This is a genomic window from Bacteroides caecimuris, from assembly GCF_001688725.2.
Taxonomy (GTDB): domain Bacteria; phylum Bacteroidota; class Bacteroidia; order Bacteroidales; family Bacteroidaceae; genus Bacteroides; species Bacteroides caecimuris.
This window is the reverse complement of the sequence record NZ_CP015401.2, coordinates 3,449,449-3,463,068: the sequence shown is the minus strand read 5'-3', so window position 1 is coordinate 3,463,068 and position 13,620 is coordinate 3,449,449. Positions and strand designations below refer to the sequence as shown.

At 41.9% G+C, this 13,620-nt stretch carries 11 protein-coding genes, 1 tRNA gene and 1 pseudogene; 9 read left to right on the top strand and 4 right to left on the bottom strand.

The window, feature by feature from the left end; translation table 11 throughout:
• Positions 1 to 16: 16 nt before the first annotated feature.
• Together A4V03_RS15030 and A4V03_RS15025 are read right to left on the bottom strand one after the other, a co-directional pair.
• The gene (locus A4V03_RS15030; RefSeq protein WP_065539495.1) at positions 17 to 1,207 is read right to left on the bottom strand and encodes a FecR family protein; all 1,191 of its coding nucleotides are present in this window, start codon (positions 1,205 to 1,207) and stop codon (positions 17 to 19) included.
• A gap of 83 nt (positions 1,208 to 1,290) precedes the next feature.
• Positions 1,291 to 1,872, bottom strand: coding sequence for an RNA polymerase sigma-70 factor (locus A4V03_RS15025; protein WP_065539494.1), 582 nt, complete (start codon positions 1,870 to 1,872; stop codon positions 1,291 to 1,293).
• 227 nt (positions 1,873 to 2,099) lie between these two features.
• On the opposite strand from A4V03_RS15025, the gene A4V03_RS21340 reads away from it, so the two are divergent.
• Together A4V03_RS21340 and guaA are read left to right on the top strand one after the other, a co-directional pair.
• Positions 2,100 to 2,243: a hypothetical protein gene (locus tag A4V03_RS21340; protein ID WP_236588620.1), complete on the top strand. Its 144-nt coding sequence runs from the start codon at positions 2,100 to 2,102 to the stop codon at positions 2,241 to 2,243.
• Positions 2,244 to 3,068, top strand: a pseudogene (guaA, locus tag A4V03_RS15020) (glutamine-hydrolyzing GMP synthase); the annotation flags it as partial.
• 961 nt (positions 3,069 to 4,029) lie between these two features.
• Here guaA and A4V03_RS15015 read toward each other — a convergent pair.
• Positions 4,030 to 4,103 (bottom strand) — tRNA-Met (locus A4V03_RS15015).
• Positions 4,104 to 4,326: 223 nt separating this feature from the next.
• On the opposite strand from A4V03_RS15015, the gene A4V03_RS15010 reads away from it, so the two are divergent.
• From A4V03_RS15010 to A4V03_RS14995, 4 genes are all read left to right on the top strand, one after another.
• A complete protein-coding gene (locus A4V03_RS15010) occupies positions 4,327 to 4,713 on the top strand; it encodes an START-like domain-containing protein (protein WP_065539493.1) in 387 nt (128 codons plus the stop codon).
• 76 nt (positions 4,714 to 4,789) lie between these two features.
• The gene (locus A4V03_RS15005; protein WP_065539492.1) at positions 4,790 to 6,688 is read left to right on the top strand and encodes an LptF/LptG family permease; all 1,899 of its coding nucleotides are present in this window, start codon (positions 4,790 to 4,792) and stop codon (positions 6,686 to 6,688) included.
• A 5-nt stretch (positions 6,689 to 6,693) separates the two neighbouring features.
• Positions 6,694 to 7,911 carry a bifunctional 3,4-dihydroxy-2-butanone-4-phosphate synthase/GTP cyclohydrolase II gene (locus tag A4V03_RS15000; protein ID WP_065539491.1) on the top strand — a complete coding sequence of 406 codons (1,218 nt, stop codon included), beginning with the start codon at positions 6,694 to 6,696 and terminating at the stop codon, positions 7,909 to 7,911.
• Between the two features lie 82 nt (positions 7,912 to 7,993).
• Positions 7,994 to 9,187 (top strand): pyridoxal phosphate-dependent aminotransferase, encoded by a 1,194-nt coding sequence (locus tag A4V03_RS14995; RefSeq protein ID WP_024987834.1) that lies wholly within the window; start codon positions 7,994 to 7,996, stop codon positions 9,185 to 9,187.
• Between the two features lie 273 nt (positions 9,188 to 9,460).
• On the opposite strand, the gene A4V03_RS14985 is transcribed toward A4V03_RS14995, so the two are convergent.
• Positions 9,461 to 9,631: a DUF362 domain-containing protein gene (locus A4V03_RS14985; RefSeq protein ID WP_024987835.1), complete on the bottom strand. Its 171-nt coding sequence runs from the start codon at positions 9,629 to 9,631 to the stop codon at positions 9,461 to 9,463.
• 180 nt (positions 9,632 to 9,811) lie between these two features.
• Between A4V03_RS14985 and metA the strand changes: the two genes are divergently transcribed.
• The 3 genes from metA to A4V03_RS14970 are packed head-to-tail and all read left to right on the top strand — an operon-like array spanning position 9,812 to position 13,610.
• Positions 9,812 to 10,729 (top strand): homoserine O-acetyltransferase MetA, encoded by a 918-nt coding sequence (gene metA / locus A4V03_RS14980; protein WP_065539490.1) that lies wholly within the window; start codon positions 9,812 to 9,814, stop codon positions 10,727 to 10,729.
• The gene (locus A4V03_RS14975; RefSeq protein ID WP_065539489.1) at positions 10,726 to 12,555 is read left to right on the top strand and encodes a peptidase U32 family protein; all 1,830 of its coding nucleotides are present in this window, start codon (positions 10,726 to 10,728) and stop codon (positions 12,553 to 12,555) included. The genes metA and A4V03_RS14975 overlap by 4 nt, the downstream gene beginning before the upstream one ends.
• Positions 12,552 to 13,610 carry a hypothetical protein gene (locus A4V03_RS14970; protein WP_236588621.1) on the top strand — a complete coding sequence of 353 codons (1,059 nt, stop codon included), beginning with the start codon at positions 12,552 to 12,554 and terminating at the stop codon, positions 13,608 to 13,610. The genes A4V03_RS14975 and A4V03_RS14970 overlap by 4 nt, the downstream gene beginning before the upstream one ends.
• Positions 13,611 to 13,620: the final 10 nt, after the last annotated feature.

Sequence of the window (13,620 nt, the reverse complement as noted above, 5' to 3'; positions counted from 1 at the left end):
CTTGTTTAATTAGTAATTAATTGTCTGTGATTAAAATCTCTCTTCCTTCTATTTCTATTTGTAAATTCGTAGTACGTGCTATTGCTTTTAATATCGGGCTGATTGTGGCATAACGATCCATATTACCGGTAAATCGCAGTTGTTTAAGCTCGGAAGTGCTAAAAGAAATATTAACATTATACCAATGTTCTAGAATTTCGACAATATTTTCTAAAGTACGATTCTCGAAAATAAGTCGTCCTTCATTCCATGCTATGTAGGGAGTGAGATCTACATTGTATATAGATATATTGTTACCTTCCTGTTCAATGTGTGCCAGTTGGCCCGGCTCTATGAGTTGTTCTTGTGTACTTTCTTGAAGAATAATACTGATACTCCCTTTCACTAATGCGACTTCTGTTCGTCCAGGGGTGAATGTATTAACATTAAATTCTGTACCATACTGTTTGATTATTCCTTGGTCAGTGACAACGTAGAAAGGACGAGCATCTTTGGCTATTTTAAAATAGGCTTCCCCCTTTAGGTAAACCATGCGTTTAGACTTGTTAAACTTTACAGGATACCGTATTTCTGTATTATAATTGAGGTGTACGGTTGTTCCATCTTCAAAGGTTACTCTGAATTCGTTTCCCTGTTCGGTTGTTAATGTGTTTTTTTCTACCGTTTCAGGCTGCTGTTTTTGAGGTATATCTATATTTGTATTGGGTGTTGATGGATAGATGAGCGCACCATTTTGAGCTATAGCAGTTGTGGAATGATTAACTTTAACTGGTGTAGGATATGTTGGGGTAAGTGATTGCTTGTCATTCCCGGCTAAAATTAATGTAGCTTTAGGAATTCCTGGCTGTATGGCATCTCCTAAGGCTGGATTGTCAGATATTTGTTTTTCAGAAGCAGTATAAAAGTACCATCCTCCTGCTGTTATTATTATAGGTAATATTAAAATAGCTGCATATTTTAGGAGAATTGATGTGACTGATACTTGGCAATATTTCTTTTTGAAATGTTTCCATGCCTGATGTGAGTTAATGTGTGTATATGCTTCGTAGCGCTTACGAAATGATGTGCTTGTTCGTAAACGGTTGAAAAGCTCTTCGTGTTGTGGAGAGGTTTTGATCCAATTGTCAAGTTGTTTTTTTTCGTGCTCTGTAATATCACCGAAGAGATATTTGGCTATTAATTCCTCTGTACCAGATTTAATTTTCATATATTTTCATGTTGTCTTATTTGCTAATAAGACAACATGAAGATTAAAAGGAGGTACAAACTTTCTAAAAAAGATTATTTTGGTTACGAAAAAAACTTCGAACTATACAAAATGTCACATAAGTGGAGCAAGAAGTAGCATGTGCCCATCTGTTCTTTGATAGATTGTATAGCTCTTTTCTTTTGTGTCTTTACTGTTTCGATCGAAATTCCTAGTGCAGTAGCTATTTCTTCATTCTTTTTTCCATCCATGTGCAATAGGAATATTTCCCGGCAGCGTGTTGGCAATTTATCGATAGCACGAAATAGTAGCCGGTATACTTCTTCTTCGTTGGTATCTTCTTCTTCTGTGATTTCTCGATAAGTGCTTGCCAAGCGTTCAAGGTAGAGAGATTCTACATTCTGATGTTTTAAATAATTAAGAGAGGCGTTTCGTATAGAATTATAAAGATAAGTCCGGAAAGAAGGTAATGATAAGAATCTCATTTTCTTTTCCCACATAGTTGCAAAAAGATCCTGTACGATATCTTCGGCAGCTTGTTGGGAAGAGAGAAAGTTGATGGCATACAACACCAATGCTTTATAATACTCATTATAAAGCTGATGATAAGCGGTTGGGTGTTGTTCATTTATGCCTTTTATAAAGGAACTTTTCTCTTCGTTCATGGTGGAATATTATGTTTTATGCAGCAAATGTATAAAATATCTAGGATAAAAGAAGTCTTTCAAACTCTATAGTGTTTGTGAATGCTTCTTTTTTCTTTTTACTTGTCTGTATAACTTCATTTTTTTTCATTGGAATAATATAACACCCAAAAACGCGACTCTGTTCTGAAACTTTAGAGAATCAATGCATTATAGTCTCTCTAAAAATCTTTATATTTGCAGGCCGTTTGGAAACGATAGTGAATAATAAACAATACGATAACTTAAAAAACAACCAAAATCAGATGAAGCAGGATATGATTGTTATCCTTGACTTGGGTAGTCATGAGAATACGGTGTTGGCTCGCTCCATCCGTGCATTAGGAGTTTAGAAGGCAATTGGCAACAAGCTGGTTTGCGTACATGTTAATCATGGTTTGATGCGTAAGGGAGAGTCAGAAGATGTGGTTGAGGTATTCAGCAACCAGTTGAAAGCAAATCTTATTTATGTAGATGTAACCGATCGTTTCCTGAATAAGCTGGCAGGTGTGGAAGATCCGGAACAGAAACGTAAAATTATTGGTGGTGAGTTTATTCGTGTGTTCGAAGAAGAAGCGCGTAAGCTGAATGGTATTGACTTCTTGGGGCAAGGGACTATTTATCCGGATATTGTGGAAAGTGGAACGAAAACTGCTAAAATGGTGAAGTCTCACCATAACGTAGGTGGTCTGCCTGAAGACCTTAAATTCGAGCTTGTAGAGCCGTTGCGCCAATTATTTAAAGATGAAGTTCGTGCTTGTGGCTTGGAGTTGGGATTGCCTTATGAGATGGTCTACCGTCAACCTTTCCCTGGTCCAGGTTTGGGCGTACGTTGTTTAGGTGCTATAACGCGTGAGCGTTTGGAGGCTGTACGTGAGTCCGATGCTATTTTGCGTGAAGAGTTTCGGATTGCCGGATTGGATAAAAAGGTATGGCAATACTTTACGGTAGTACCCGATTTTAAATCGGTTGGTGTGCGTGATAATGCCCGTTCTTTTGATTGGCCGGTGATTATTCGCGCTGTCAACACGGTAGATGCTATGACGGCTACTATCGAACCGATAGAATGGCCTATCCTGATGAAGATAACAGACCGTATCCTGAAAGAAGTGAAGAATGTAAATCGCGTTTGTTATGATATGTCGCCGAAACCTAACGCGACTATAGAATGGGAATAGACAAACTTTTTAAGTGATATTTCGATAGCCTCAATTTTTTATAAGTTGAGGCTATTTTTTTGTATATGCTGAACCTTGCCACATTGAACTTGACGGATGTGTAATCTGATTGATATATGATTTACATGGGTGTAAATTCTTTATTTACTTTAGAGTGACATACCATATACGAACCCCAAGGTTTTCCATTCGGCGGTTCACTCCGGACGCTTAATCTTGGTTAACAGACTGATAAAAAAACGAAAAAACAAGCTCCTTCCGGAGCCTTCCCGAAGATTCCGCTTTTTTGTCTTTTCCTCGCTTCTCCGCTGCTTTTTCGTCACTTCTCCGTATCCCCTTCGTATCCCCTTCGTTTCCTCTTCGTTCCCTCTTCGTTCTAAAATTGAATAAATATTTACTTAATATCCGTGAAGAAACGAAAATGAATGCTTCATGAAGCGATGATAAAGCGGATTTTGATGCTTGATTGTTAAATGATGTAAATCAACGGGTGGCTTGTTACGTTTTTAAAAATGCGGACAAACTCTCTTCTATTGCGTTTGCATCCGTTAACAGAACGGGGCGCCTGTCGGAAAACTTTCTCCCGCCAGTGATTGTTGACTGCATTGAAGCATAATTACAGCGCGGTTGAGCCCATTTAACCAAGAACGGCATCGGATGGAAACAAACAGGTCAGTCTGAAAGCCCTGCGGGTCAGTCTGAAAACCCTGCGGGTCAGCCTGAAAAAACTGCGGGCATATTATGGTACTTCAAGTCTCGCAAGTGCTCTGCATAGCTTCTCCTCCTTCTAGAAGGTTGCTCTCCCCCCGATAACGGGGGAGTCGGAGATTTATCCGGTGCCCCCTGATCCGCCTTTACATCGAAATTCGTGCAAAATCTGTGCAAATGCCCTTATAAACAAAAAAAGACAACCAAGAGTGGAAGCCTCCTAATTGCCTAATTCGCAAGCCTTTCGGCTTAGTAGCGGGACCCGGGATTGAACCGGGGACCTCATGATTATGAATCATGCGCTCTAACCAGCTGAGCTATCCCGCCATCGTTTCTCGATTGCGGGTGCAAAGATAGATGTTTTTTTATAATCTCCAAAACAATTCATAACTTTTTTGTGTTTTTTCTGTAAGAAGGCCCTCAATTTCCCCTATAAACAGGGAACTTGAGGCCCGATAATGAGAGAATAATAAAATAAAGTGTCTGATTTATGCGATGTATTTAGAAAAAAGTATTTATCTTGGTACACGTAAAATAATTCGAAATTGCTATGAAAAAGGAAAAGATTCATTTAGAGTATTTGCTGAATGCAACGTCTAAAAATATTCTTTGGTCAGCTATAAGTACACCGACTGGGTTGGAGGATTGGTTTGCCGACAAAGTTATTTCTGACGATAAAATAGTAGAGTTCCATTGGGGGAAGACAGAGCTGAGGAAAGCAGAGATTACAGCCATCCGCTCTTTCTCTTTTATCCGCTTCCGTTGGCTGGATGATGAAAACGAACGCGATTATTTTGAAATCAAGATGACTTATAATGAGCTGACTAGTGATTATGTGCTGGAAATAACTGATTTCGCAGAGCCGGACGAAGTGGATGATATGAAAGAATTGTGGGAGTCACAAGTAGCTAAATTAAGAAGAACTTGTGGTTTTTAGTTAACTTTCAACTAAAAATTTTCGATGCTCCTTTTTTTGTGCTAATTTTGCATCCTAATTGCACGAACCTATTAAGATGCTACGCATAAAGAAATTAGATATATTCATCGTAAAGAGTTTTTTGATGCTCTTTATTGGTACATTCTTCATCTGTCTGTTCATATTCATGATGCAGTTCCTGTGGAGATATGTAGACGAATTGGTTGGAAAGGGGTTGGAGATGAGCGTAATGGCTCAATTCTTCTTTTATTCCGCGTTGACATTAGTGCCAGTATCGTTGCCATTGGCAGTGCTACTGGCTTCTTTGATTACTTTCGGTAACTTTGGTGAGCGTTATGAATTGCTCGCGATGAAAGCCGCAGGTATTTCTCTCCTTAAAATCATGCGTCCGCTTGCTTTCTTCGTTTGCGGGATTGTCGGCGTCTCATTCTATTTCCAAAATGTAGTAGGTCCTATCGCCCAGGCTAAACTGGGAACCCTGATCCTTTCGATGAAACAAAAATCTCCGGAGTTGGACATTCCGGAAGGAGTTTTCTATTCTGAAATCAAGGACTATAATTTAAAGGTAGCTAAGAAGAACCGGAAGACCGGTATGCTATATGATGTGCTGATTTATAGTATGAAAGATGGCTTTGAGAAAGCACGTATCATATATGCTGATTCCGGGCGTTTGGAGATGACCGCGGATAAACAGCACCTTTGGCTACATTTGTATAGCGGAGATTTATTCGAGAATCTGAAAGCCCAAAGTATGAAATCGGAGAATGTGCCTTATCGACGCGAGGAATTCAGGGAAAAACATACCATTATCGAGTTTAATTCCGATTTCAATATGGTTGATGGTGAGATTATGGGCAAGCAGTCCAGTGCTAAAGACATGGCGAAGTTGCAGAGTTCCATTGACTCGATGACGGTTGTGGGTGACAGTATCGGACGACAGTATTACAAGGAAGTGTCAGAAGGAACTTTCCGTCCTTCTTATGGATTGACAAAAGAAGATACGGTCAAAATAGAAAAGGCGGATATCCATGAATATAATGTAGATAGTCTTTACGAAGTAGCCTCTTTAACGCAGAAACAGAAGGTGATTTCTTCTGCTGTCAGTCGTGCGGAGAACGTGGCCAGCGATCTTGGGTTCAAGAAATTCACCATGGAGAACAATGATTATAGTATCCGAAAACATAAGACGGAATGGCATAAGAAGATAACGATTTCACTTTCTTGTCTGCTGTTCTTCTTCATCGGAGCTCCGTTGGGTGGTATTATCCGCAAAGGAGGTTTGGGAATGCCGGTCATCGTGTCAGTGTTGGTATTTATCATTTACTATATCATTGATAATACAGGATATAAAATGGCCCGCGACGGTAAGTGGGTTGTTTGGATGGGGATGTGGACAAGTAGCGCAGTCCTTGCCCCGTTAGGAATCTTCCTTACTTATAAATCGAATAAAGACTCTGTGGTGCTTAATGCAGATGCCTATATCAACTGGTTTAAAAAGATTGTGGGAATTCGTAGTGTGCGCCATATATTTAAGAAAGAAGTGATTATCCATGATCCTGATTACGCACGTCTGATGGGTGATTTGGAACAACTCTCGGCAGAGTGTAAAACGTATGCCACCAGGAAACGATTGGAAAAAGCACCGAATTACTTTAAGCTATGGATGGCGAGTGAGGATGATAACGAGGTGATGGCAATCAATGAAAAGCTGGAAGCGTTGGTTGAAGAAATGTCCAATACGAAATCTGCCACTTTGATCGGTGCATTAAACAATTATCCGGTTATCTCCGTTTCGGCTCACGTGCGCCCGTTTCATATATATTGGTTGAATCTGGCAGCCGGAGTCATTTTCCCTATCGGTTTGTTTTTCTATTTCCGCATTTGGACGTTCCGCGTTCGTCTGGCTAAGGACATGGAACGGATTATAAAGAACAATGAACAAATTCAATTCATCATACAGAAAATCAATAAATAAGCGTTATGAAAGAGACTATTAAAATGGATAGAATAGAAGATGCGATTGCCGACTTCAAAGAAGGCAAGTTTGTCATAGTAGTGGATGATGAAGACCGCGAAAACGAAGGCGACTTGATTATTGCAGCTGAAAAAATAACTCCCGAAAAAGTAAATTTTATGTTGAAACATGCACGTGGCGTACTTTGTGCACCTGTCACAGTGTCTCGTTGCAAGGAGTTGGACTTACCACATCAAGTAAGTGACAATACTTCCGTGTTGGGAACTCCTTTCACGGTTACTATCGACAAACTGGAAGGCTGCACAACAGGTGTTTCCGCTTCCGACCGTGCCGCTACTATTCAGGCGTTGGCCGATCCGACTTCTACACCGGCTACTTTCGGACGTCCCGGACATATCAATCCGTTGTATGCGCAAGAAAAAGGAGTACTTCGCCGTGCCGGACATACAGAAGCTACGATTGATATGGCTCGTCTGGCAGGACTTTACCCCGCAGGTGCCTTGATGGAAATCATGAGTGAAGACGGAACAATGGCACGTTTGCCCGAACTCCGTCAGATGGCAGACCAATACGGATTGAAATTGATTTCTATCCGTGACCTGATCGTTTATCGCCTGAAACAGGAATCCATTGTAGAAAAAGGAGTAGAAGTAGATATGCCTACCGAACACGGAAAGTTCCGTCTGATTCCTTTCCGCCAGAAATCAAACGGATTGGAGCACATGGCTATATTTAAAGGAACATGGAATGAAGACGAACCTATCTTGGTACGCGTCCACTCCTCTTGTGCTACCGGAGATATTCTTGGCTCACAGCGTTGTGACTGTGGCGAGCAGCTGCATAAAGCGATGGAAATGATCGAAAAAGAAGGAAAAGGGGTGGTGATTTACCTCAATCAGGAAGGACGCGGCATCGGTCTGATGGAAAAGATGAAAGCCTATAAACTGCAGGAAGACGGTATGGATACCGTTGACGCTAATATTTGTTTGGGACACCTTGCCGACGAACGCGATTATGGAGTAGGCGCACAAATCCTTCGTGAGCTGGGAGTACACAAAATGAGACTTTTGACAAATAATCCGGTGAAACGTGTTGGCTTGGAAGCATACGGATTGGAGATAGTAGAAAATGTACCTGTTGAAACAGTCCCTAATCCGTATAATGAACGATACTTGCGAACAAAGAAAGAAAGAATGGGACATACTTTGCATTTTAATAAGTAAATCATTAATTTGTTTTCATATATCAAATGTTATCGCTTATTTTGCAACGATTTTCACTCAATAATAATAAAATAGATACAAAATGAATCAATTGTCAGATCGCTTGAACAGCTTGTCGCCATCGGCGACGCTTGCCATGTCGCAAAAGAGCAGCGAGCTCAAGGCACAGGGTATTGATGTTATTAACTTAAGTGTAGGAGAACCGGATTTTAATACTCCTGATCACATCAAGGAAGCTGCGAAAAAAGCCATAGATGATAACTTTTCTCGTTACTCTCCGGTACCGGGTTATCCGGCTTTGCGCAATGCTATTGTTGAGAAACTGAAAAAAGAAAACGGTCTGGAATATACAGCCGCTCAAATTTCGTGTGCCAACGGTGCCAAACAATCTGTTTGTAATACAATTCTTGTATTGGTAAATCCGGGTGACGAAGTCATCGTACCGGCTCCTTACTGGGTAAGCTACCCGGAAATGGTGAAAATGGCAGAAGGTACTCCCGTAATTGTTTCGGCAGGTATCGAACAAGATTTCAAGATTACTCCTGAACAGCTGGAAGCGGCTATCACCCCGAAGACGAAAGCATTGATTCTTTGTTCTCCGTCTAATCCGACAGGTTCTGTATACACGAAAGAAGAATTGGCTGGATTGTCAGCTGTATTGGCTAAACATCCGCAGGTGATAGTAATCGCTGACGAGATTTACGAACATATCAATTATATCGGTGCGCATCAGAGTATCGCTCAGTTCCCAGAGATGAAGGAACGTACAGTGATTGTAAACGGTGTATCCAAGGCTTACGCTATGACAGGATGGAGAATCGGGTTCATTGCCGGACCGGAATGGATTGTAAAAGCTTGCAACAAGTTGCAAGGTCAGTACACTTCAGGTCCTTGTTCTGTTTCTCAAAAAGCGGCTGAAGTTGCATATACAGGAACACAAGAACCGGTAAAAGAAATGCAGAAAGCATTCCAACGCCGTCGTGACCTGATTGTGAAGTTGGCTAAGGAAATTCCGGGATTTGAGGTAAACGTTCCGCAAGGTGCTTTCTATCTGTTTCCGAAATGCGATGCTTTCTTTGGAAAGAGCAACGGCGAACGTAAGATTGCAGATTCAGATGATTTGGCAATGTACTTGCTTGAAGAAGCTCACGTGGCTTGTGTAGGTGGTGCCTCTTTCGGTGCTCCTGAATGTATCCGTATGAGTTATGCTACAAGCGATGAAAATATCGTAGAGGCTATCCGTCGTATCAAAGAAGCATTGGCTAAGTTGAAATAAGAGTTCACCACAGATTGCACGGATGAACACAGATTAAAAGAATATTTATTGTTTGAGAAATATTTAGATTGTGATTCCCTTGCTACAACATGTTGTGTAGTAAGGGAATTTTTTTGTTTTCAAGAGAGCACACATCGTTCCATTTTTTTTCAGTTGAATATAAATAATCTGTGTTCATGTGTGTAATCTGTGGTGGAGAAAACAAGAAAATGTAGAGCAATAAAAAAGGCTGCCTTCCGTAGAAAGCAGCCTATACTCTTTTTGTAACTTGTATTATTCAGCCGGATGAATTGCTTCAGACGGACAAACGTCTGCACAAGTACCACATTCAGTACATACATCTGGGTTGATAGAATAGATATCACCTTCAGAGATAGCTTCTACCGGACACTCGTCAATGCAAGTTCCGCAAGCAATACAATCGTCACTAATTACGTATGCCATTTTTCTAAGATTTAAATTATTAGTACTAATTTCTCCGGCAAAAATAAGGCTTTTATTGATTGGTTGTTATGCTTCTATGTTTAAATTGACTTAATTTGTACGTCTTCTAAATAAGCTACCTCCCTATAATCTGCTATATTTTTCGTATTTTTGCACTCAAATTACTAATATATAGCGATTATGCCTTTAAATTTACCCGATAAACTACCTGCGATAGAGCTTTTGAAGGAAGAGAATATTTTTGTTATTGATACTTCCCGCGCTACGCAACAGGATATTCGTCCGCTACGGATTGTGATTCTGAATCTGATGCCGTTGAAAATTACAACGGAAACGGACTTGGTGCGCTTACTCTCCAATACACCTCTTCAGGTGGAGATTTCATTTATGAAGATCAAGAGCCACACGTCAAAGAATACGCCGATAGAACACATGAAAACGTTCTATACGGATTTTGACCAGATGCGTCACGAGAAGTATGATGGTATGATTATCACCGGAGCTCCTGTAGAACAGATGGACTTCGAAGAGGTGACCTATTGGGATGAGATTACGGAAATCTTTGATTGGGCACGTACGCATGTCACTTCTACTTTATATATATGCTGGGCTGCGCAGGCCGGATTGTATCATCATTATGGAGTTCCTAAATATCCGTTGAAAGAGAAGATGTTCGGTATCTTTGAACATCGGGTATTGGAACCTTTCCACTCCATCTTCCGTGGTTTTGATGATTGTTTCTATGTGCCGCATAGCCGTCATACGGAAGTGCGCAGGGAAGACATTCTGAAAGTTCCGGAATTGACGTTGCTTTCCGAATCGGAAGATGCCGGTGTCTATATGGCAATGGCACGGGGCGGTCGTGAATTCTTTGTCACGGGACACTCCGAATATTCTCCGCTGACGCTGGACACGGAATACCGTCGCGATCTCAATAAAGGCTTGCCGATAGAGATGCCCCGCAATTATTATATAGACAATGATCCTGAAAAAGGCCCGTTGGTACGTTGGCGTGCTCATGCCAATTTGTTGTTCTCCAATTGGTTGAATTACTTCGTTTATCAGGAAACACCTTACAACATCAACGATATTCAATGATAAAGCAGCGTAAAATAGAACTTCTCGCTCCGGCAAAAAAACTGGAATGTGGTATTGAAGCAATCAATCATGGGGCGGATGCCGTATATATCGGTGCTCCCAAGTTTGGCGCACGTGCGGCGGCTGTGAACTCATTGGAAGATATTGAAGCATTGGTGCAGCATGCCCATTTGTATCATGCACGTATTTATGTCACGGTCAATACGATTCTGAAAGAAGAAGAGTTGAAAGAGACGGAGGAGATGATTCATGCACTTTATCGGATTGGCGTGGACGCGCTGATTGTGCAGGATATGGGGATCACGAAGTTGAATCTTCCTCCGATACCGCTTCATGCCAGTACACAAATGGACAACCGTACACCGGAAAAAGTAAAATTCCTTTGGGAGGCGGGTTTCCGGCAAGTAGTCCTGGCGCGGGAACTATCGTTGCGTGAAATAAAGAAGATACACGAAAATTGTCCGGAAGTGCCTTTAGAGGTATTCGTACATGGGGCACTTTGTGTCAGCTATAGCGGGCAGTGCTACGTCAGCCAAGCCTGTTTCGGTCGCAGTGCCAACCGGGGTGAATGTGCGCAATTCTGCCGGTTGCCTTTTAGTCTGGTAGACGTGGACGGGAAAGTGATTGTTAAAGACAAACATCTGCTTTCCCTGAAAGATATGAATCAAAGTGACGAACTGGAGCAATTGCTGGATGCCGGAGCTTCCTCGTTCAAGATAGAAGGGCGACTGAAAGACGTTTCTTACGTGAAGAATGTAACGGCTGCTTATCGTCAGAAGCTGGATGCCATCTTTGCCCGTCGTCCGGAATATGTAAGGGCTTCTTCGGGTACGTGCAATTTCGAGTTTAAGCCGCAACTGGATAAGAGTTTCAGTCGCGGATTCACACATTATTTCCTGCATGGACGTGACAAAGAGATTTTCTCTTTCAACACTCCCAAGTCGTTGGGCGAGGAGATGGGGACTGTGAAGGAGATTCGCGGCAATTATCTGACAGTTGCCGGGCTGAAATCCTTTAATAACGGTGACGGCGTTTGCTATATCGACGAACAGGGACGTTTACAGGGATTCCGCATCAACCGGGTGGACAGCAACAAACTATATCCACAGGAAATGCCTCGCATCAAGCCTCGTACCACATTATATCGTAATTTTGATCAGGAATTTGAGCGAGTGCTTTCACGGAAGTCGGCTGAAAGGAAGATTGCTGTAAGCATATTGTTTGCCGATAATGAGTTCGGCTTCTCGCTGACGTTGACCGATGAAGATGACAACAGCGTCACGCTGAGCCTTTCCCGCGAAAAGGAATTGGCACGTACGCCACAGACGGAGAATCTGAAAACACAGCTTGCCAAATTGGGGAATACACCTTTCGAAGCGAAAGAGATAAAAATATCGTTTGCAAAAAACTGGTTTCTGCCTGTTTCCGTGTTGGCGGACTTCCGTCGGCAGGCAACAGATAAGCTGATAGCTGCCCGTCGGATAAACTATCGTCAGGAATTGGCAATGTGGAAACAGACCGATCATGCTTTTCCGCAAACGGCATTGACCTATTTGGGGAATGTGATGAACAGCCGTGCGGTGTCTTTCTATGAAGAGCATGGCGTACAGCGTGTCGCCATGGCTTACGAGAAAGCGGCGGTAGAAGATGCGGTATTGATGTTCTGCAAACATTGTTTGCGTTATAGCATGGGATGGTGTCCCATTCATCAGCGGGTGCGCTCACCTTATAAAGAACCTTATTATCTGGTGTCAAATGATGGCAAACGTTTCCGTCTGGAATTTGATTGCAAGCATTGTCAAATGAAAGTAAAAGCGGAACAATGAGAATAATTCATCGCAGAGGATGCGGAGGACACAGAGTATCAGGGTATTTCCCCGAAACCGGCTTGTTGGATGGTTGGTGGGAGAATCTGTTTTCCTTTGTCTCTTTCGTACCCTTTGTGGTGGTTCTGCTGTTTTTCTTCTCGTCTTGTCATTATACTCGTCCCAATCTTTCCTCTGAAGGGATGTCGCAGAAAACGAAGGACTCTCTGAATTACCTTTATGAACGGCATTATACCTGGAACACGAACCTGGAATTAACGGCGGATTCCATCTCGTTGGAGTGCCTGCCTATCAAGGATACGTATATCAATCTCTACCGGGGTGACCGCGTGGTGGTAGCCGAATTTGCCGTGCACCCTGCCGATAGTGTGGATAGTATTTGGGTGAAGCTGGCACATACACAGGACGAACAGGGGTGGATACGTGAGGTGGAACTGAAGCGGTCTTTTGTTCCTACGGATAGTATCTCGCAGGCCATTCATTTGTTTAGTGATACGCACGCTTCCTATTTTGTGGTTATATTCGCGTTGTTTGTCGGTGTTTGGCTGCTTCGTGCTTTCCGTCGGAAACAGCTGCAGATGGTGTATTTTAATGATATTGACAGTGTTTATCCGTTGTTCCTCTGTTTGTTGATGGCTTTCAGTGCAACGATTTATGAGTCCATACAGGTTTTTACACCGGAAACATGGGAACATTTCTATTTCAATCCTACCTTGTCGCCTTTTAAAGTTCCTTTCATTCTTTCAGTCTTTTTGCTGAGTATCTGGCTGTTTTTAATTGTCGCATTGGCGGTGCTTGATGATTTGTTCCGTCAGTTGACTCCTGCAGCGGCAATTTTTTATTTGTTGGGGTTGATGTCTTGTTGTATTTTCTGCTATTTCTTCTTTATCCTGATGACACACATTTATATCGGTTATCTGTTCCTTGCCTTTTTTATGCTGGTTTTTGCGAAGAAAGTCCATCGGAACATTGGGTATAAGTATCGTTGTGGGCGTTGTGGGGAAAAGTTGAAGCAAAAAGGTGTATGCCCCCATTGTGGAGCTATCAATGAGTAATTTTATTATC

Coding starts and splice junctions, on each gene's coding strand:
- A4V03_RS15010 (WP_065539493.1), top strand. CDS start 4,327: ATGAAAAAGGAAAAGATTCATTTAGAGTATTTGCTGAATGCAACGTCT.
- A4V03_RS15025 (WP_065539494.1), bottom strand. CDS start 1,872: ATGAACGAAGAGAAAAGTTCCTTTATAAAAGGCATAAATGAACAACAC.
- A4V03_RS15000 (WP_065539491.1), top strand. CDS start 6,694: ATGAAAGAGACTATTAAAATGGATAGAATAGAAGATGCGATTGCCGAC.
- A4V03_RS14995 (WP_024987834.1), top strand. CDS start 7,994: ATGAATCAATTGTCAGATCGCTTGAACAGCTTGTCGCCATCGGCGACG.
- metA (WP_065539490.1), top strand. CDS start 9,812: ATGCCTTTAAATTTACCCGATAAACTACCTGCGATAGAGCTTTTGAAG.
- A4V03_RS15005 (WP_065539492.1), top strand. CDS start 4,790: ATGCTACGCATAAAGAAATTAGATATATTCATCGTAAAGAGTTTTTTG.
- A4V03_RS14985 (WP_024987835.1), bottom strand. CDS start 9,631: ATGGCATACGTAATTAGTGACGATTGTATTGCTTGCGGAACTTGCATT.
- A4V03_RS14970 (WP_236588621.1), top strand. CDS start 12,552: ATGAGAATAATTCATCGCAGAGGATGCGGAGGACACAGAGTATCAGGG.
- A4V03_RS15030 (WP_065539495.1), bottom strand. CDS start 1,207: ATGAAAATTAAATCTGGTACAGAGGAATTAATAGCCAAATATCTCTTC.
- A4V03_RS14975 (WP_065539489.1), top strand. CDS start 10,726: ATGATAAAGCAGCGTAAAATAGAACTTCTCGCTCCGGCAAAAAAACTG.